This window comes from Desulfobacter sp. (genome assembly GCF_050177295.1).
Genome location: NZ_JBFXHE010000037.1, coordinates 1 through 20,451, shown reverse-complemented (window position 1 = coordinate 20,451; position 20,451 = coordinate 1). Strand labels below are relative to the sequence as shown.

Here is a 20,451-nt window from a genome sequence, read left to right as displayed (position 1 = left end):
AGCTTTTCATGGGCCTGGTTGAAATCGGCGTGGGCCTGCTGCCTGCCGGCGGCGGGTGCATGAACCTGTGGAAAAAATATGTGAATGCCCTGCCGGGCAAAACCGTAAAAGAGGCGGATCTGGCCAAATTCTTTGTCCAGGCATTCATGAAAATCGCCATGGCCGCCGTATCCATGTCAGCGGCCCAGGCCCGGGACAACGGGTTCCTTGGCCTTGCCGACCGGATTGTCATGAACCGTGACAGCCTTGTGGGCGAAGCCAAAAAAGAAGTGCTTAAAATGGTGGATGACGGGTATGTTCCCCCGCTGAAAAAGAAGCTCAAAGTGATGGGCAACGCCGGTCAGGGCATGGTCAATGCGGAGCTGTTCAACCTGCTCAACGGTAATTTTATGAGCGAATATGATGCCTTTCTGGCCAAACGCATTGCCTATGTTGTAAGCGGCGGAGATGCCAATGAGGGCAGCGAAATCAGTGAAGAAGCCATTCTCAAACTGGAACGGGAAGCGTTTGTGGACCTGTGCAGGGAAGACAAAACCATTGCCAGAATTGACCATATGCTGAAAACCGGGAAGCCGCTTAGAAACTAGGAGGACAAAGTAATGAGAGACGCATATATAGTACAATCCGTACGGACCCCGGGCTGCAAACAAAAGAAAGGGTTGTTCAACCAGACCCGGCCCGAAGAGCTGATTTCCTTTATCATGAAGGAAGCGGTTGAAAGAACCGCCAACCTGAAGCCCGAAGACATTGACGATGTCATGCTGGGCTGCGCCTTTCCCGAAGCGGAACAGGGCCTGAACCTGGGCCGGATCGCTGCTAAAATGGCAGGGTTCCCGGACCAGGTATCCGGTGCCACGGTGAACCGGTTCTGCGCATCCGGCCTTGAAGCCATTGCCCTGGCCTCTGTGCGGGTGTCTGCGGGGTGGTCGGACATCTGCGTGGGCGCAGGCTGCGAGTCCATGACATTTGTACCCATGGGCGGCAATGTTCCCCGGCCCCATCCGGAATTTTCCAAAACCTATCCTGAAATGTACGTATCCATGGGGATCACCGCTGAAAACGTGGCCAGCCGCTACAAGGTGTCCAGGGAAGATCAGGATATCTTTGCCGCAGCATCCCAGGCCAAAGCAACGGCAGCCAGAGACAACGGCAAATTTACTGAAATCATTCCCACCCCGGCCTACAAATATGTTGAACAGGCTGACGGTACCTACAAAAAAGAGACCTTTATTGTTGCGCATGACGACGGTATCCGGGCCTCCACACCGGAAGGGCTGGCCAAACTGGGAGCGGTATTCAAAGTAAACGGTTCCGTTACTGCCGGCAACTCTTCCCAGACCACAGACGGCGCGGCTGCCTCCATCATCGCTTCCAGGGAAAAATGCAAGGAGCTGGGTTTGACCCCCATTGCACGGCTGGTTGGTTACACCACCGTCGGGTGCAAGGCAGATGAAATGGGCGTTGGCCCCAAATATGCCATCCCCAAAGTGCTTAAACAGGTGGGAATAACCATTGACGACATCGACATTTATGAAATCAATGAAGCCTTTGCCTCCCAGGCCCTGCATTGCATCCGGGAACTCGGCATTGAAAAATACATGGATAAAATCAATATCCATGGCGGCGCCATCGCCCTTGGCCATCCGTTGGGATGCACCGGAGCCAAACTGACAGCCACATGCATTGCCAACCTCAGGGAAGTAGGCGGCAAATATGGTGTTGTTTCCATGTGCATCGGCGGCGGCATGGGTGCTGCTGCGGTATTTGAAAAAATCTGATAGTACGTAACATCAGTTCGTTTAAAAAAACCGGTTTGCCTTTTGGGTAAAACCGGTTTTTAACATGAAGCGTCTTTTATTTTTCCCAAGGCCCTAACTTCGGGTTGACAAGGCCATGAAAACACGTATGAGAAATTAATATGGAAGCGATATCCTATACATTTGCAAGGCAGAACCTGGCCAAAACAATGGAAAAAGTATGCAATGACCACTCGCCGGTAATTGTAACGCGAAAATCTTCAAATGCCGTGGTCATTATGTCTCTTGAAGACTATGAGGCCCTTGAAGAAACGGCTTATCTTTTACGGTCACCCCAAAACGCAAAACGGTTACTGGAGTCAATAGCCCAGCTTCGTTAGCACTACTGATGCCGGACATAAGGCCCGAAAATTCTTATTCTTTTGGGCCGAAAAACCGGTCAGCCCCTTCAATGGACCGGATGTGAATATCCCGCTGGGGAAAGCTGATCTCTATGTTGTTTTCCCGGAACTTTTTATCGATCCTGAACCTGATATCCGTATCCACCTCCAGCATATGGTCTATATCGGTCCAGAGCCGCACCACAAAATTCAGGGCACTGTCGCCAAAATCCGTAAAAAGTACGTCCGGCATTGGGTAGCCAAGGACATTGGGAGCATCCGCAGCAATCTGCAGTAAAATCGTCCTCACCAGTTCCACATCAGATCCGTATGCCACGCCCACGCTGATTTTGCGGCGGATCCGTTTGTCCTTGAAACTCCAGTTGGTTACCTGGCTGCTGATAAGATCGGCATTGGGAATAATCAGGGAGGCATTGTCATAGGTCTGCACGATAGTGGACCGGACATTTATTTTTCTTACATTGGCCCAGACGCCGTTGACCTCCACATCATCCCCAACCTGGATGGGCCGCTCAAACAGCAGGATAATGCCGGATATAAAATTGTTGAAAATGTTTTGCAGGCCAAATCCGATACCAATGCCCAGGGCACCAAAGGCGACGGCCAGGGACGCCGTGTTCAGCCCAAAGGCATGCAGGGCAATGAGAAGGCCCAGTGCCCAGATCATATAAACCGAGATGGTTGTGATGGACTCCTGCAGGCCCTGGTCCATACCTGAACGGCTTAAAAATTTTTTCTGGAACAGCCATTTCCATATCCGCACCAGGGCATAGGTGAAAATCAGCACAAGTCCTGCACTAACCGCCCCCAAAAAGCTGAACTGCATGTTGCCGATGCTTAAGGGGAGGGCCAGAACCTGGTACAGATGACCCAGCACGGTCTCGGGATCACCCCAGGTCAGCAGCAGGACAATTAAAAGGGTAACCATCCAGCACAACTGACCTGCCCGGATGGCCAGCCACTGAACAGGATAATCGTCATAAACAAACGCTTCCTTTCTGGTATGGCTTTGCTCCCTGTAATAGTGATCCCATTCCTGGAGCAGGTGAAAAAGAACCGTCCACCAGCAAAAAACCACAAAACTCTGAACCCAGGAAAGGACCCAGTGGGAGGCAAGCAGTTCATAACCGGTCATGTCCAGCATGAGAGAAACACCGGAAATCAGAAGCATTGCATATTTGGTGGTCAGAAGCCGGATCAGCTGATTTCTGTCCTGATGATTTTCCCCCGGGGACTGAAGCGTATTGAAATTGATATCCCGCCAGGTTTTAAGGGTCCAGACAAGCATGATAAATGCACTTGTCATGCGCAGCAGGATCAGCAGACCCGAACTTTGCCCCAAAACGGCGTGCACCAGCCCATGGACAAGAATAAAAACAACCGCAGAACGGGTGAAACGGATCAGATTCCGGGCATTGGCTTCCCCGCCCACGACATCAGTAAAAACTGTTTTCAACGCCCGGCAGATCCATTTACACCCAAGCAGAATCATTATCACCAGGGCGGCCTCCCCAAAAAGTCTGGACACCAGAACCATTCGGTCCAGACGGCTGTACAGAAAAATGGTCAGGGCAGTCCCGGCCGGGATAATGGACATAATCAGCAAATCTGAGGCCATCTGATGCCAGACGCCAAGCTTTTGCACAACAGGCAGATTCGTTAACCCCGAAGCCTCTTTTCTAAGCCGCCTCAGAATGACAAGCACAGCAGCAAGGACAAAGAAAAATGATACCGCCAGAAGTTCCGCGTTCTGCCACAGCTTTTGAATCCCCAATACCCAGAACTGGGGATCAAAAACCAGGCAGATCCGTTCAATCAGGGTTTTGGAATCCTGCCGAAGCGTATTAAGCGCACCAAACCGCGCTTCCTTTTTTGTGCGCTCAAACAACCCTTTTGCTTTTTTCTGTTCAATGGTTTTTTCAAATTGTGCGTCCAGGGTTGTATATGCTTCCTTTATTTCCGCCAGCTTGCCCAGGCGTTCCTTGTATATCTGATCCAGCCGGGACAGCAACTCCTCTTTTTTCTTGAGTGCCCGGGCCAGACGGGTTGCCGTCTTTTTAATGGCCAGGGACTTGCCGCCGGAAGCGGTGTTCTCTTTAACACTGGCAAGTTCCGCCTGTTGTTTGTCAACAAGCTGCTTCTGATTTTCCAGATGTTCAAGTTCCTGTTTCAGGGCATCTTCTCCCGGAATAAGCTCCTGAAACATCTTCTGGGCCTCAATCATGGCGGTTTTCAGTTCAGTCCTGCTTTTCTGGAGCTGGGCAATATCAACATCCTCGGACAGCAGCAAATTCCGGAAAGAGGACAACAGGACCCGGTACCCGTTATATGCTGCTGTCAGGGACCTCTGGTCCTGCTCTTCGCTTGTTATACGGTTTTTATATTTTTCAAGGTCACTGAGTTCTGACTTTAAAGAGTTCTCAAGAATAGTACCCAGTTCATCAATCAACTGGGAGGTCGAGTCCTGCCCGGGTTCGGGTTCGGCAAACGCAGACGTAAATCCGCTGAAAACAGCAAATCCGGCAAACAGAATCACAAAAAATCTGAAAACAAATTGAATCGTTAAATTTTTCATATCCCCCCCATGGGCCGCAAGCCCACAACGAACAATGAAACTAAAGACGCCAACAATGCGGGGCTAAAACGGGCGCCCCAGGCGCTTCGCCCTCTTGTTTCCTGTATCTTGTCTCTAATTTCATGTAATGCCATGATGTTGCTAGAACCACCCTTTCTTTTTAAAATATGCAGCCATTGCACCGCCGATCACCGCCATGCTCCCCAATAAAACAAAATATCCCCACTGCCATTCAAGTTCAGGCATGAATTTAAAATTCATCCCGTAAATTCCGGCCAGAAAGCTTAAGGGGATAAAAATGGTGGAAATAATGGTCAGGGTGGCCATGACCTCATTCATACGATTGCCCTGGGCTGACATATAAAAATCAAGCATGCTGGACAAAAGCTCCTGAAGAGAAGTAACCGCGTCCAGAATATGATTAACATGATCCAGAACATCCGCATAAAAACGGATGGCGGCATCCGGAACAAACGGGGATTCGGATTTAATCAAACTGAGCATTGCCCCGCGCACCGGCCGGAGCTGCTTATTAAAAAAGATCACCTCACGCTTCAGCCGGTGTATCTGTTCAAGGTGATCGGGATTTAAATTTTCGAGCATATCACGTTCAACAGATTCCACGGTCTCAGCAATCTGTCCTACCACATCGAACGCCTGGTCAACAACCGCATCAATCAGGGCATAAGCCAGGTAACCGGGACCGGCCGTACGTATGTTTCCCCTTCCGGCCTCAAGTCTTTTCTCCACTGCTATAATACAGGGGGATGGTTTGTCCTGGACAAAAATCACCAGATTCTCCATGACGGCCAGACTGACCTGATTCTCTGATATCTCATGATTCCTGGGGTCAAAGGCCAGTTGTTTCAGAGTGACATAATAATAGTTATCAAACTCTTCAAATTTGGGCGGATGTGCCGGGTCAACCATATCCTCCAGGGTCAGGGTATGGATATTGAATAACTCACCCATCCTTGAAAAGGCAAAATGATCATGAATTCCGGTCACCTGAATCCATATGGTTTTCTCTTTCCGAATCAACCGCAGGGCTGCGTCAATGTCCGGGGGGTGGTATGTTTCAAACGAATCTTTAGAATAGCTTAAAACACAGATATCAGACCCTGTGCCCAAAGCAGTCTGAGTCTCAATCTGCAGGCCTGGCGGAGATCCGGCTTTTTTTTCTGATTTACTGAAAAACCTTGGCATGGTAAACTTTCCATTCAATTCACTATCGATTCTAAATTTGATGCACGGCCCTCACTATTGAAAAAAAAACGGTTTCATCCGGTTCATTTCCGGGTTGAAATCAAATGCTCAACAGGATTGCCTTCCTGTAAATATGCCCCAAACGGATCAGAAATTTTACTATCCATTGAAACCCTCTCCCAAAATTCATAGGCAGCCTCTATTACAATCCCGCGCTGATCTTCAGGTAAACCGATCTTTCGCGCAATGGTAGTCTGACTTAGGCCAGTCGCTGCCTGGATCTCTTTCGAAGTTGAAGGGCCTCGTTCCAAATATTCTATAATTGATAGCGGCATAACTAAAATCCGGAAAAGCCCGCGCCCCTTGCGGTCAATGTGTAGCAATTGGTTGGGCCAGTTCTAACATTTTATCCAAAAGCACTTTTAGCTTAGGGCATTTATCATATGCGATATTTGGATCGAGTTTGTCGAAAAGTTCTTTCCCGTTCACAACCTTTTTATATGATCTTTTTATATGCATGGGATAAAGACGTTCCAATAATTTTGCAGGTGGTTCATGAAAATTTACCAATTCTGGAGTTTTAATCTTTGGGGGAAATGCATTTTTGACTTCTACTGGAAAGATATCTGGTTGACTTAAAAGCCATGCCTCGACTTCATGAACAGCAAAAAAATGGAAAAAACGGGGATGATTTACTTTGTCCTCTATATGTTTTTTCCCCCATTGATATCGTTCGTCGCAATGCTTGATATGGTTTGGGTAAAAGGTCGGGCCGTAAAGATCTAACAGGGAAATAACGGCAATAATATCGTCTTTATCTGGCCCTTCTAGATGCATTTTTGCTTTCAGGGGCGCGTCTTTTAATAGTTCTGGCCACCCTTCAAAGCGGACAGTTCGAATTCCAACTGGTTTACTTATTTTTGGATCAATCCATTTTTTTAAAAATTGCGGCAACGATTTATTTTCGGTATAGCCTTCGACAAAAAGAATAAACCTCATATCATTTGCTCCAATTCTCCTGATTTAAAAAGAGCCCCCAGAGAGTATTCTTTCAGCCAATAGTCAAGTTTCTCGCCTTTTAGAGTATTTAACAAGGTTTCCCCGTTTTCCCACGTTGCCACAGTGGTTGTAGGCTTAGTTCCAACAAAAGCATCCAAAAATTGAGGCGAATGTGTTGTTAAGATAACTTGAGATCTAGTAGCCGCGTCAACAGCATACTCTGCGACTAATGGTAACATTGATGGGTGTAACCCTGTTTCCGGTTCATCAATTGCTATAATTGGTGCCGGTGATGGGCTGGCCAACACTGTTAACAAAAATAGAAAACGTAGTGTTCCATCTGAGAGTTCAGCAGCAGATTGTTCACGTTTTAATGATTTCCACCGAACCCTCATTTGAATTCTCTGGTCAGATGCGGGAGGAAAAACTAACTCTTCAAAATCATTTCCAAATGCTGCTCGCATAGCTGAATCTATATCTTTTTTGAAATCACGATCACCCGTGTAAAGTGTATGCATAACTGATATGAGATTTTGGCCGTCAGGATCAACTCGTTTTTCCAAGCGAGAAATAGCAGGTTGACGAACAGAAGCGTCTTTATTGGTATGCAGATCATGATAAACAGCAATAGCCGCCAATTCCCGTTGGAAAGGAGGGATATAGTGATTGTTGATAAATGGGCCTGATGCTATTGAAAGAAGACTTTCTTCCTCTGAAACAAATTCTTCAGGAGTAGTAAACGTGCGCTCTGCCTCATCAAAAATAACAGCCGTCTTTGAAAATCTTTCTAAAAATTTGAAAGGATTTTTTTCAAGTTTTTTCCTTAACTTGAGAGAATTAATCAATAGTTCCTTTTCTATTTTATATGAACTTCCAGTCCCAAGCCTTGCTAATTCAAGCTCATAATGTTCTGGCCCTAACTCTCCCCCCTCAGGCATTGATTCAAGAACAAATTTTATGGAAGTAGCAGTACCATCCCAAACAATAGGGTCCATTCCGCCTAACGATTGGATATACTTGCCGAGTTTTCCCTGTGCTGATACAGAAATTAATTCCATTAATCTCAATAAATTCGACTTTCCAGTCCCATTTGGACCAATAACCACGTTGAGGTCGCCAGGGAACCAACTTACATTTCGGAGAGAGCGGAAACCTTCTACATCCAATTGAGTAATTTTCATTATTATTTTCCTTCAAGAATTGATCAAAAATCAATGGAACCCGGGGTTCTTGGGAAAGCAATCACATCCCGGATATTGGAAATCCCGGTAATCATCATCAAAAACCGCTCAAACCCCATGCCAAAGCCGGCGTGGGGCACGGTGCCGAACCTGCGGGAATCCAGGTACCACCAGTAGGCATCCTTATCAAGGCCCATCTCATCCATCCGGGCTTCCAGCGGCCCTAAGCGCTCCTCCCTCTGGCTGCCCCCGATGAGTTCGCCGATGCCCGGCACCAGCAGATCCATGGCAGCCACGGTTGTGCCGTCATCGTTCATACGCATGTAAAAGGGTTTGATCTGTTTTGGATAATCCGTGAGAAACACCGGGGTCTTAAAATGTTCTTCAGCCAGAAACCGTTCATGTTCAGACTGCAGATCAATGCCGTACGCAACCGGATATTCAAATGGTTTGCCGCATTTTTTCAAAATTTCCACGGCTTCCGTATAAGATAACCGGGCAAAGGGTTTGCTGACCAGGGTTTCCAGCTGCGGTCCCAGGCTTTTGTCCACAAAACGCATGAACAGGTCCAGATCTTCCCTGCAATGTTCCATGGCATGGCCAACCAGGTATTTAACCAGCTCCTCGGCATGGTCCATATCGCCGTCAAGATCACAAAAGGCCATTTCCGGTTCCAGCATCCAGAATTCTGCGGCATGGCGCCGGGTATTTGAATTTTCCGCCCTGAACGCCGGGCTGAAGGTATAAACATCGCCCAGGGAAAGGGCAAACATTTCGGCAGAGAGCTGGCCGGATACGGTGAGATTGGCTTCCCGGCCGAAAAAGTCCCTGGAAAAATCCATTTTCCCCTGTTTTTGAACATCAGCCGGATCAAGACCTGTAACCCGGAACATCTCTCCTGCGCCCTCGCAGTCAGAGCCTGTGATCAAAGGGGAGTGAAGATAATAAAATCCCTTGTCCAGATAAAAGGCATGGATGGCCTGGGCCATCCGGGATCTGATCCTGAAAGCGGCCCCGTATTTGTTGGTCCGGGGCCGAAGGTGGGCAATGCTGCGCAAAAACTCGTCGGTATGCCGTTTTTTCTGTAACGGATAATTTTCCGGCGCAATGCTGATGACATCCACGGCAGTGGCCCGGATTTCCCATTTCTGACCCTTGCCGGGAGATTCAACCAGCTGTCCGGTTACGCCGGCCGCAGAACCGGTGGTCAGTTTCTCCACCTGGCTGTATTCAGAAAGATCGTTTCCGGCAATGACCTGGATATTGGCCAGACAGGAACCGTCATTAAGCTCAATAAAACTAAAATCCTTGGCATCCCTTTTGGTCCGGACCCAGCCTTGTACAAAGACCTCACCCGGTGGGCTGGCCATATCCAGCACAGTCTTTATCTTGGTTCTTTTCATTGCAATTTCCGTTTTTAAAATATATATTTACTGATTTTCAAACAGGTAACGTAAAGGTTAGAATATAAAGAAATTCAGTATCATGCACGAGCAAAATTATCAATACATCCTTAACCGGGTCCAGACCCCGACCCGGTATTCCGGCAATGAAATCAACACAGTGAAAAAAGACCGGTCCCGGGTTGATTTGACTGTTGCCCTGGCCTTTCCGGACCTGTATGAAATCGGCACCTCCCACTTTGGACTTCAAATCCTTTATTCCATTCTCAACAGCCGGGAAGATATTGCAGCAGAACGGTTCTTTGCCCCGGCCCCGGATATGGAAGCCCTGATGCGGGAAAAAAAGGTGCCCTGTCTCTCCATGGAGACCCGGACCCCCCTGGATCGCTTTGATATCATCGGCGTCAGCCTTTTGTATGAACTCAATTTCACCAATATTCTGACCCTGTTTGATCTGTCCGGCATCCCCTTTTATGCAACCCTGCGGGATGACAGCTTTCCGTTGATCATTGCCGGCGGTCCCTGCGCCTTTAATCCCGAGCCCTTAGCTGATTTTTTCGATGCCTTTGTCATCGGCGACGGAGAACAAGTCATCACCCAGGTGGCAGATACCGTTATTGCCTTTAAAAAGGAGGGCGACGGCAGAAAAAAGACCTTGCTCAGGATGCTTTCCCGGATTGAGGGCGTGTATGTGCCCTCCTTTTTTACCGTATCCCGGAATGGCGACGGCCGCCAGATTCTGACCCCGCGTTATGAGGATCATTCCCGTATCAAACGGGCCATTCTTCCGGAGCTGACCTTTGCCGATTTTCCTATTTCACCCATTGTGCCCTTTGGAAAACCGGTTCATGACCGTCTGCGCCTGGAAATCGCCCGGGGATGCTCCAGGGGATGCCGGTTCTGCCAGGCTGGAATGATTTACAGGCCTGTGCGGGAACGAAGCCTGGAAGACCTTCTTAAGATCGCAAAAGCCTCCCTGGCCGCCACGGGCTACTCGGACATCTCCCTTCTGTCTTTGAGCACCGGAGATTATTCACAACTGCCGGCATTAATGGAAGCGCTTCTGATGCTGAGCCAGGGCCAGTGCAATGCCATCAGTCTGCCGTCCATCCGGGCGGAGAGACTGACCCCCCAGCTCATGGCGCTGATCAAAAGTGTCCGTAAAACCGGTTTTACCATTGCACCCGAGGCCGGGACCCAGCGCCTGCGGGACATCATCAACAAGAACCTCTCCGAAGAGAGCATTGAAAAGACTGTTCAAAATGCCCTGTCCCTGGGCTGGAAAAACATCAAGCTGTACTTTATGACAGGCCTTCCTTTTGAACAGATGGATGACATCCAGGGCATTGCCGATCTTTCCCGGCGGCTGGCCGCCACCTACACCAAAGGGAAACAGATGATCAATGTATCGGTTACCTGTTTTATTCCCAAAGCCCACACCCCGTTCCAGGGCCATGCCCAGATGACCCTGGACCAGACCCGTGAAAAACTGCAGTACCTCAAGGACAGTCTGCGGCACCCCAAAGTCAATCTGAAATGGCAGGACCCCAAAATGAGCCTTCTGGAAGGGGTCTGGGCCAGGGGAGACCGGGCATTGTCACCGTTACTGGTCAAGGCATTTGAACTGGGATGCCGCCTGGACGGATGGAGTGACCTTTTCAATTTCAGCCTGTGGGAACAGGCCTTTGAGGCCACAGGCATTGATCCTGCCTTTTATACCTCCCGCCAGAGAGCGCCTGACGAGCCTTTTCCCTGGGACCACATTGATTCCGGGATTAAAAAAACGTTTCTGGAAAGCGAATGTAAAAAAGCGGAAAACATGGCCCTGACACCGGACTGCAGGGAAAATACCTGCACCGGATGCGGTATTTGCAACTTTAAAACCATTGCGCCTGTGGTTCAAAAAAATAAGGGCGATCAGGAAGCGGCGCCTTCGGATAAACCCAGAAACGAACCATCGAACATTCTTTTGGACGATGCGTTTATCAAATATGAATTGGAATTTTCCAAACTGGAAGACGCCAGATTTTTCGGCCACCTGGAAATGGCCACCATTTTCGAGCGGGCAGTCAAGCGCACAGGCTTTGCCGTAAAATACTCCCAGGGGTTTAATCCGTCCATGCGTATGTCCTTTGCCACGGCCCTGCCTTTAGGGATGGAAAGCGAAGAGGAACGTCTCTACATCTATTTTGAAAAAGGATTGAAGCCCGGCAGGATCATGTCTGCCCTGAACGCCCAGCTGCCCCGGGGCATTCAGATTACAGACTGCACGCTTTTCCGTAAATCACCGCAAAATCCCACACCCCGGGACACCTATCAAATCTCATTCGGGGCACCCTGTATCTGCCAGCCCGAACTGGACCGGTTTCTGGCCCTGTCTGAATTTATGGTTGAAGATCTCAGTAAAAAGGGTAAAATTCGAAGAACAGATTTGCGAAAAGCGCTTTCATCCGTCCGGCTGATCTCCCCTATCTGCCTTGAAATGACGCTGACATCCTATAACGAGCGTATCGTCAGGCCTGCAGAAGTTCTGGCCATGGGATTTAATGTTGATGATACTGTTGTCAAGGATGCAAGAATAAAAAAAATTAAAGGGTAATCTAATATATCATAAGGTACATCATAAGGATTTGTTATGCTCAAAGAGCTTGTTGTCAATTGTGCGCCCCATGAAACCCGGGTCGCCCTGCTGGAAAATGGGACCATCGTCGAAGTTTTTAATGAACGCAGGGATGACACAAGTATTTCAGGCAACATCTATAAAGGCAGGGTCCAGCGGGTGCTGCCGGGTATGCAGGCGGCGTTCGTGGATATCGGATTCGACCAGGCTGCATTCCTCTATGTGGATGATGTTCTGGATTCCGCCAGTCTTAAGTTTTGCAGGCAGCTGGAACAGGATGCGGATGCAGAAGAACGGGATGATGACGGACTGGCTGTTGATGAGATGGACCAAGAATCCGAGTCATGGAAAGCCCCCGCACCTGAATGCGCCATCCAGGGACTTCTGGTGGAAGGCCAGGAAATCCTGGTCCAGGTGGCAAAATCATCCATAGGATCCAAAGGCCCCCGGGTCACCACCCATATTTCCCTGGCCGGCAGGTACATGGTGCTTATGCCCACGGTGGATCACATCGGCATTTCCAGACGGATCACGGACGAGACAGAACGGACCCGGCTGCGGGATATGCTCAAAGGGCTGCGTAAAAATAATTTCGGTTATATTTTCAGGACCCAGGCCAAGGATATTGATGAACTCACCTTGTCAAAAGAGATCGAATTTTTAAACAATACCTGGCAGGATATCCAGGAAAGAAACCGGACCATATCGGCCACAGCCCTGGTTTACAAAGATCTTAATGCCACCTTCCGGGCGGTCAGGGATCTTCTGGCCAATGAAGCGGACAAACTGATCATTGATTCAAAAAATGAATATGAAAGCGTCCAAAATTTTTTGAACAAACTGATGCCCGATCTTAACCTTTCCGTTGAGTTGTACCAGGGCAAAGAGCCCATTTTTGACGCATACAATATTGAAGGAGACATCACCCGGGCCTTGAAAAAGAAAATATGGCTCAAATCAGGCGGGTATATTGTTATTGAGCAGACCGAAGCGTTAGTGGCCATTGACGTAAACACAGGACGTTACGTCGGCAAACGCAACTTTGATGAAACCATTCTGAAAACCAACTTGGAAGCCATCAAGGAGATTGCCTACCAGATCCGGCTGCGCAATATCGGCGGCATCATTATCATTGACTTCATTGACATGCGTAAGACCGCCCACAAGGACAAGGTCATGGCCCAGATGCATGAAGCCATGAAAAAGGATAAAAGCCAGACAAATATTCTTCCCCTTACGGAACTTGGCCTGGTTCAGATGACGCGCAAGCGCACCCGCCGCAATCTGACCCGGACCCTTTGTGAGCCCTGTTTTTACTGTAATGGAAACGGCTACCTGCTGTCGGGCAAATCCATCTGTTACAAAATTTACAGGGACCTGGCCGCCGAAGCCAGGGACATGATGGGCAACAGGTTTACGGTAAAAGTACATCCGGAAATTGCCCAGCTTTTCCACGGCAGTGAAAACCATCTGCTGGTTTCCCTGGAATCAAAATTTTCAAAGCCCATTTCCATTTACCCGGAACCCCATTACCATATTGAGGAATACCACATATTTGAATCCCTTACCCCGAAACCGCCAAAAGGAGAAAACCTGCCCTAGGGACCGTTTAATAGCGCCAATCTCTATTCTTCTGGTTGATTTTTAAAAACCACCTTCAGTTTGATTGACATTAATAAACATATGGATTAGTATTCTATGTTTATTGCAGGTTATGAAATTGATATATTGATAAATAATAACAAGACAGGACAAGGAAACAGGATTTTATGAAACGCACTTATCAGCCAAGCAACCGGAAAAGAACCAGAAAACACGGATTCCTGAAAAGAATGGCCACCCCAGGCGGCAAACGCGTAATTAATGCCAGACGGGCCAAGGGAAGAAAGAGACTAACCACGGTTTAACTCTTTCAGGGTTTATTGAGTAACTTTTCTTTACCCAAAGATGTTCGGCTCCGGAAACGGGTCGAATTCTTAACGCTTTCACAACATGGCAGAAAGATACGAAACAGTCATTTCATAGCTGCTGTTTCCAAGGGAACAGGAAAAAACAATCGAATTGGAATTACCGTATCTAAAAAAGTGGGGAATGCAGTCGCGCGCAACAGAATAAAAAGGCTTGTAAGAGAATATTTCAGACACAGGAAAGATTTTATATCCGGAACAAACGACATCAGCATAATTGGAAGAAAAGGTCTGACAACACTGTCCAATAAACAGATTAATGAAAAGCTTAATAAACTATTTGAAAAAATAGCATCAGCATAAATGGGCAAACAGCTGTTATCCATATTGATCAGGTTTTATCAGATTTTTGTATCGCCGCTCCTTGGCACCCATTGCAGGTATGAGCCATCGTGTTCGCACTATGCTCTGGAAGCGATTCAAAAATATGGCAGTACAAAAGGCAGCATTTTGGCAATAAAAAGAATATTGCGCTGCCACCCGTTCCGGCCTGGAGGTTATGATCCGGTCCCTTAAACCAGCTTTAAAAACAACCTGTTACGCGTCACCTGCCTTCCTCTTCTTATTCTTACAGTTTTAAGACAACCCCCTTGTTTTAGGAGAGAAGATGGATGAGCAAAAACGATTATTTTTAGCTGTGGTGCTGTCAGTTGCAGTCATTTTGGGCTATCAGTTTTTTTTCGCCCCCGCACCCAAGCCTGATAATCAAAACCCTGATACCCCGTCACAGACGATGGATTCGTCTAAATCCGATTCCGCCAAGGTTTCTGATTTTACCCCCCGGACAGAACCGGAACCTGCTCCAGCAGCCCGGTCGGAATTACGGGACTTTCGCACGATTACGCTGTCCACCCCCTATTACACCATTGCCGTCAGTGAACATAGAGCTGCGGTAACAAGCCTGACCCTGAAGGATTACAGGGAAACCAATGATAAGGGTTCTCCTGCAAAACAACTGGTCCCCAGGGAACTGGCCGATCTTACCGGGGGGATCTTTCCCGTTGATACGGCCCGGGGAAGTATCCGGGGACTGGCTGATGCTGTTTTTTCAGCCAATGCCGGCAGCACGGATATCTCCCTGAAGGAAGGGGAAAAAAACATTACATTTTCCTGGACAAACCCGGATGGGATTACCGTAAAAAAAATGCTGACCTTCAGGGCGGACTCCTACCTTATCCATTGCAACATCATTGTTCAGAACGGATCGGGCATGCCGATCAACGACGCCATGGTCATTTGCATTCCCGGTCATTTCAATGAAGATATCAAGCATCGCTCCCGGTTCGCATATGAAGGGCCGGTGGCCTATCTTGACAACAAGTTTACCACCATAACCCCCAAGGACATTGAAGACAAGGACACCTATTCGGGAACCGTGGGCTGGGCCGGTTACACCAGCCGTTATTTCCTGACGGCGGTTATGCCCGACACACCTGAAGCAGCCACCTTGAAACTGTCTTTTGCCAATGAGGTTGTGATCAACCGGCTGGTTTCCCCGATGCCCAGGATAGACCCGGCAAAACAAAATCAGCAGTCCTTTACCCTGTATATGGGCCCCAAAAGCCATAAAATTTTAAGCCAGTACGACAACCTTTTGAAAAAATCCGTTAATTTCGGTTTTTTTGATATCCTGGCCAAGCCGCTGCTTATTGCCATGAACTTCATCCATGATATTATCCCCAATTACGGGGTAGCCATCATTATTCTGACCATCTTCATCAAACTGATATTCTGGCCCCTGGGCACCAAAAGCTACAAGTCCATGAATGAGATGAAAAAGGTGCAGCCGTTGATGACGCAGATCCGGGAAAAGTACAAGAATGATAAACAGCGCATGAACCAGGAAATCATGTCGTTGTACAAAACCTACAAGGTCAACCCGGCTTCCGGGTGCCTGCCGCTGCTGGTGCAGATGCCCATCTTCTTTGCCCTGTACCGCATGCTCTACATGGCCATTGAACTGCGCCATGCGCCATTTGTGGGGTGGATTACGGATCTGTCCGGTCCGGACCGCCTGTTTCACTTTAATTTTGCCATCCCTTTCATGGACGCCCCTTACGGCATCCCGGTGCTGACACTTCTGATGGGCGCATCATTCCTGCTCCAGCAGAAAATGACACCCACGGGCGGGGACCCCATTCAGGCAAAAATGATGATGCTTATGCCCATATTCATGACGGTTCTGTTTATCAACTTTCCGGCAGGTCTAGTCCTGTACATGTTTGTCAACAACGTCATCTCAATGGGCCAGCAATATTACACACAAAAGATTTTAGCCTAAGGAGGACGCATGAACCAACCTCTTGAATTTAGCGGAAAGAATGTCACGTCAGCAGTTGAAGCGGCCTGCAAGCAGCTTGGTATCCCCAAAAAAGAATTGAAATATAATGTGATCTCAACGGGAACAACCGGTATTTTCGGTATTGTCGGTCGTAAGGATGCCCGTATCCGGGTGACGGTTCCTGCCAAAGAGACAGTGCAATCTAAGGAAGACAAGGAAGGCATTCTTTCCATTGTAGATGAGGCCTTTGGCCAGATCAAACCAGAACCCCAAAACTTATCGCCTGCCCCCAAAAAGCCGGCACCGAAACCAAGACCGCCAAAAGAAAAAGAACCGGAAGAGGTGCCTGACAGCCTGGATGAAGAATTTCAGAATCTCGAAACCGAAACTGAAATCGAAACCGAACCGGAATTTGATGATGAAGATACCGGCCGGTGGGATTCCCGCCCGGCATCCAGATCTGAAAAGCCGGACAAAGAGGAATTGCCGCCGGTGCCTGTATCCCAGGCAGCCATTGACTTGGGCGTTGAAGCGGTACAAAAAATGGCAGACCTGATCACCGAAGACGCCCATGTTGAAGCCATAACGATAGAGGACAGACTGACCCTTCAGATCAATGGCGGAAACACCGGCATTCTGATTGGCCGCAAGGGTCAGACCCTGGACGCCATGCAGTTTCTTGCAGATAAAATCATCAACCGCCAGAACGACGCCCGTGTCAGAGTCAAAGTTGACATTGAAGGCTATATGGAGACCCGGAAGGCCAACCTGAAGCACCTGGCCCTGAAAATGGCGGAAAAAGCAAAAAAAACCGGACGGCCTGCCACCATTAACCAGATGAGTGCCCAGGACCGCCGTATTGTTCACCTTGCCCTGAAGGAAGATGCCCTGGTTCGCACCCAGAGCATGGGAGATGGGTATTACAGACGCTTGGTTATTTTCCCTAAAAAACGCAATTCCTACCGGGGGAAAAAGCGGTTCAAAAAGTAAATGACAGATACAATTGCCGCAATAGCCACCCCTTTTGGAAGCGGCGGCATCGGTGTTATCCGGATTTCAGGACCCACGTCCTTTGATCTGGCAGCTAAAATTTTTTCAAAGACACCGGCCGAGGGGGAAAAAAAGGCACCGCAATTTATTTCCCACAGGGTAAGCCACGGCTATATTTGTGACGGGGATACCACGGTTGATGAAGTGCTTGTCATCCCTATGAAAGCCCCGCGTTCCTATACAGCCGAGGATGTTGTGGAGATCCAGGCCCATTCCGGTGCCATTGTGCTTCGCCGTATTTTAGACCTGCTGTTCAGGCAAGGCGTGCGCCCGGCAGAACCCGGGGAATTTACCCGGAGAGCCTTTTTAAACGGCCGTATTGACCTGACCCAGGCCGAAGCAGTGGCAGACATCATTAATGCGCGGTCGGACTCCTCCCTTAAATTTGCCGCCTCCCAGAACCTTGGCGTGCTGCGCCAAAGTATCCGGGATATGATATCTGTCCTGACCCAGTTTCTTGCCCGGCTTGAGGCTGCCATTGATTTTCCCGATGATGCAGGTGCATTTTCCTACACCAGTCAGGATAAAATCAGGCTTCAATCCGTTGCAGGCAGAATTGGGGAGCTTATCCAGCAACACAAGGATGCCTGTTTTTTAAAAACCGGCATACGCCTGGCCATCTGCGGGGAGCCCAATGTGGGAAAATCCAGCATCATGAACCGGATTCTGGAAAAGGAAAAATCCATTATTACGGCCATCCCCGGCACCACCCGGGACCCCATTGAAGACAGCCTGACCATTGAGGGTATTCCCTTTGTCATTGTTGATACGGCCGGCATCCACCAGACAGATGATCTTGTGGAGATCATCGGCATTGAAAAGGCCAGGGACGAGATAGACGCGGCTGATATTGTCCTGTATGTGATTGAACCGGGAAAACCCTTTCCCTGGAAAACCGTATCAAAGATCCTTACAGAAGATAAGCCGGTCATTTTTGCCATCAATAAAATGGACCTGGCTGATAAACTTGATCCCCCCCAAATGCCTGAGAAATACGCCGACCCTTGCCCCCTGGAAATCTCCGCGCTCACAGGAAAAGGCCTAGATACCCTTAGGACAAGGCTTCTGGAGACCTGTATCAGCAAGCTTGAGATTGGAGATGATGCGGTCATTCCCAATCTGCGGCATAAAAACGCCCTGGTCCAGGCCCTTGAGTATATGACAACGATGATGGAAGGGCTTGAAAACGGCCAGGAAGAAGAAACCCTGGCACTGGATGTCAAGAATTGTATTGACCATCTCGGGACAATTACCGGGGACACGGCGCCTCCGGATATCCTTGATGCTATTTTTAATAATTTCTGCATTGGGAAATAAAAGGTATACCCATGGATTTAGATAAACATTTTGTAAAATATGAAGCGGTTGTCGGCATGGTGGACCAGGTCTTTGACCGGGTTAAAAAGGAGTTTCCCAAAGAGGTGTTCTGCAGGGAAAAATGTTCTGACTGCTGCTATGCCATTTTTGACCTGACACTGATAGAGGCGCTGTACCTGAACCACAAGTTTAATGAAACATTTTCAGGCAATGAAAAAGCCGACTTCATTGCCATTGCCGACAAAACAGACCGGGCTTTGGCCAAAATGAAGCGGGATGCCTACAAAAAAGTCAAGCAAGGGGCTGACCAGCTTGAAATTGTGGCAAAAATGTCCCAGGAACGGGTCCGTTGCCCCCTTCTGGGTGAAAACAATCTGTGCCGGATGTACGAGTACCGCCCCATTACCTGCAGGGTATACGGGATCCCCACCTCCACGGCCGGGGCCTCCCACATCTGCGGCCGGACCAACTTTGTCCAGGGCAAGCCCTATCCCACCCTGAACATGGACAAAATATACACCCAGCTCCAGCTTTTGTCTGCGGAACTGGTCAAGGAGATCAACTCGTCCAACATCCGGATGCATGAACTGCTTATTCCTGTATCCATGGCCATGGTCACCCTGTTTAACGATGAATTTCTTGGAGTGAAAAAAGATGAGTGAGACCTACTTCTCCCCGGAGGAAATTGAAGAAAGAAAAAAGGCCATTTTCGATGCCATGGGAAACCGGGGCCAGCGGCAGATCATGAAAACAGGGTATGACAAATGGAACCCGTTTCAGGAACCCAAGGATCCCATTGACATCCGCAAGGATAAAACCAAACGGACCTCCCAGCAGCTGATCCGGGAGTTTCTCACAGCCATTGATGCGGATGACTATTCCAACAGCTATGCCCAGGGCGCCCTTGAAATGTGCCTTGGCATCATAAATGACGAGGAGAAAATCAGGGGCATGTTCGATTTTGCCCACTGGTATACAAGACTGCTTGAAAAAGAGGGACATGATCCCCTTTAACCGGGACCGTGCCCTGGAGATTCTTAATAACGCCACGGCACGCCTGACAGCCAGGGCTTATATTCGTGAAATCAGCCGGGAGTTTGCCCTGACACCATTCCAGGCAAAAAAAGTGCTTACATCCCTTGTGGCGCGCCAGGATGTGGCCTACCAGGATCTGTATGGATCCACCTATGTCATGGAAAGCTTTTCAAAACCGGTCCGGATCACGGACCGGTTTTTTATTCTGCCCCCTGATATTTCAAGCATTGCCGGTCCCGAGGATATAGATATCCGGATAAGCGCGGGTATCTCCTTTGGCACCGGCCACCACCCCACCACCCGGCTTTGCCTGGCTGCCCTGGACAGGCTTTTTTTCTCAACAGCCTTGTCAGGCCATCTCCTCCAAGGCGGAAAAGCAGGAGATATCGGCACGGGTTCAGGGGTACTTGCCATGGCTGCCTGCCTTGCAGGCATGTCCCAATGCATGGCCTGGGAAACAGACCCCAATGCTGTCTGCGAGGCCTGCAGGAATGTGGCAGCCAACGGTCTTGAAACCAGGGTAAACGTCATCCACGGCACCATGGCAGCCCAGGATTTAAGGCTTTCCCTGGTTATGGCCAATTTAAGGTTTCCCACCCTTAAGCAGCTTGCACCTGATATGTGTTCAATCCTGATACCCAACGGACATCGGATTCTTT

General features: G+C 48.8%; 19 protein-coding genes and 1 pseudogene. 14 read left to right on the top strand and 6 right to left on the bottom strand.

All coding sequences use genetic code 11. The annotated features are described in order from the left end of the window. From AB7U36_RS04975 to AB7U36_RS04965, 3 genes and pseudogenes are all read left to right on the top strand, one after another. Positions 1–587, top strand: a pseudogene (locus AB7U36_RS04975) (3-hydroxyacyl-CoA dehydrogenase/enoyl-CoA hydratase family protein); the annotation flags it as partial. A gap of 12 nt (positions 588–599) precedes the next feature. Continuing rightward, complete coding sequence (locus AB7U36_RS04970) at positions 600–1,778, top strand: thiolase family protein (protein ID WP_428158690.1); 1,179 nt, start codon at positions 600–602, stop codon at positions 1,776–1,778. 140 nt (positions 1,779–1,918) lie between these two features. After that, positions 1,919–2,137, top strand: a complete 219-nt coding sequence (locus tag AB7U36_RS04965; protein WP_428158689.1) for a type II toxin-antitoxin system Phd/YefM family antitoxin — start codon at positions 1,919–1,921, stop codon at positions 2,135–2,137. A 34-nt stretch (positions 2,138–2,171) separates the two neighbouring features. On the opposite strand, the gene AB7U36_RS04960 is transcribed toward AB7U36_RS04965, so the two are convergent. From AB7U36_RS04960 to asnS, 6 genes are all read right to left on the bottom strand, one after another. Further along, positions 2,172–4,733 (bottom strand): mechanosensitive ion channel domain-containing protein, encoded by a 2,562-nt coding sequence (locus AB7U36_RS04960; protein ID WP_428158688.1) that lies wholly within the window; start codon positions 4,731–4,733, stop codon positions 2,172–2,174. A 141-nt stretch (positions 4,734–4,874) separates the two neighbouring features. Continuing rightward, positions 4,875–5,939, bottom strand: coding sequence for a magnesium/cobalt transporter CorA (gene corA, locus AB7U36_RS04955; protein ID WP_428158687.1), 1,065 nt, complete (start codon positions 5,937–5,939; stop codon positions 4,875–4,877). Positions 5,940–6,022: 83 nt separating this feature from the next. Continuing rightward, positions 6,023–6,322, bottom strand: coding sequence for a hypothetical protein (locus AB7U36_RS04950; RefSeq protein ID WP_428158686.1), 300 nt, complete (start codon positions 6,320–6,322; stop codon positions 6,023–6,025). Further along, a complete protein-coding gene (locus AB7U36_RS04945) occupies positions 6,309–6,938 on the bottom strand; it encodes a DUF4276 family protein (protein ID WP_428158685.1) in 630 nt (209 codons plus the stop codon). The genes AB7U36_RS04950 and AB7U36_RS04945 overlap by 14 nt, the downstream gene beginning before the upstream one ends. Then, complete coding sequence (locus AB7U36_RS04940) at positions 6,935–8,119, bottom strand: AAA family ATPase (protein WP_428158684.1); 1,185 nt, start codon at positions 8,117–8,119, stop codon at positions 6,935–6,937. The genes AB7U36_RS04945 and AB7U36_RS04940 overlap by 4 nt, the downstream gene beginning before the upstream one ends. Positions 8,120–8,142: 23 nt before the next feature. Then, positions 8,143–9,522, bottom strand: coding sequence for an asparagine--tRNA ligase (gene asnS / locus AB7U36_RS04935; RefSeq protein ID WP_428158683.1), 1,380 nt, complete (start codon positions 9,520–9,522; stop codon positions 8,143–8,145). Positions 9,523–9,604: 82 nt separating this feature from the next. On the opposite strand from asnS, the gene AB7U36_RS04930 reads away from it, so the two are divergent. The 11 genes from AB7U36_RS04930 to AB7U36_RS04880 all read left to right on the top strand — a co-directional run. After that, the gene (locus tag AB7U36_RS04930) at positions 9,605–12,121 is read left to right on the top strand and encodes a TIGR03960 family B12-binding radical SAM protein (protein WP_428158682.1); all 2,517 of its coding nucleotides are present in this window, start codon (positions 9,605–9,607) and stop codon (positions 12,119–12,121) included. A 36-nt stretch (positions 12,122–12,157) separates the two neighbouring features. After that, positions 12,158–13,744 carry an Rne/Rng family ribonuclease gene (locus AB7U36_RS04925; RefSeq protein WP_428158681.1) on the top strand — a complete coding sequence of 529 codons (1,587 nt, stop codon included), beginning with the start codon at positions 12,158–12,160 and terminating at the stop codon, positions 13,742–13,744. Positions 13,745–13,911: 167 nt separating this feature from the next. Next, complete coding sequence (gene rpmH / locus AB7U36_RS04920; protein WP_428158680.1) at positions 13,912–14,049, top strand: 50S ribosomal protein L34; 138 nt, start codon at positions 13,912–13,914, stop codon at positions 14,047–14,049. 15 nt (positions 14,050–14,064) lie between these two features. Further along, positions 14,065–14,412 carry a ribonuclease P protein component gene (gene rnpA, locus AB7U36_RS04915; RefSeq protein WP_428158679.1) on the top strand — a complete coding sequence of 116 codons (348 nt, stop codon included), beginning with the start codon at positions 14,065–14,067 and terminating at the stop codon, positions 14,410–14,412. Beyond that, complete coding sequence (gene yidD, locus AB7U36_RS04910) at positions 14,413–14,625, top strand: membrane protein insertion efficiency factor YidD (RefSeq protein WP_428158678.1); 213 nt, start codon at positions 14,413–14,415, stop codon at positions 14,623–14,625. Positions 14,626–14,716: 91 nt separating this feature from the next. After that, positions 14,717–16,390, top strand: coding sequence for a membrane protein insertase YidC (gene yidC, locus AB7U36_RS04905; RefSeq protein ID WP_428158677.1), 1,674 nt, complete (start codon positions 14,717–14,719; stop codon positions 16,388–16,390). A 9-nt stretch (positions 16,391–16,399) separates the two neighbouring features. Then, positions 16,400–17,380: an RNA-binding cell elongation regulator Jag/EloR gene (gene jag / locus AB7U36_RS04900; RefSeq protein WP_428158676.1), complete on the top strand. Its 981-nt coding sequence runs from the start codon at positions 16,400–16,402 to the stop codon at positions 17,378–17,380. Next, positions 17,381–18,757 carry a tRNA uridine-5-carboxymethylaminomethyl(34) synthesis GTPase MnmE gene (gene mnmE / locus AB7U36_RS04895; protein ID WP_428158675.1) on the top strand — a complete coding sequence of 459 codons (1,377 nt, stop codon included), beginning with the start codon at positions 17,381–17,383 and terminating at the stop codon, positions 18,755–18,757. An 11-nt stretch (positions 18,758–18,768) separates the two neighbouring features. After that, positions 18,769–19,419, top strand: a complete 651-nt coding sequence (locus tag AB7U36_RS04890; RefSeq protein ID WP_428158674.1) for a YkgJ family cysteine cluster protein — start codon at positions 18,769–18,771, stop codon at positions 19,417–19,419. Then, a complete protein-coding gene (locus AB7U36_RS04885; protein WP_428158673.1) occupies positions 19,412–19,771 on the top strand; it encodes a hypothetical protein in 360 nt (119 codons plus the stop codon). The genes AB7U36_RS04890 and AB7U36_RS04885 overlap by 8 nt, the downstream gene beginning before the upstream one ends. Then, positions 19,758–20,451 (top strand): 50S ribosomal protein L11 methyltransferase (locus tag AB7U36_RS04880; RefSeq protein WP_428158672.1); only part of this gene is annotated, 694 nt, incomplete at its 3' end. The genes AB7U36_RS04885 and AB7U36_RS04880, both read left to right, overlap by 14 nt.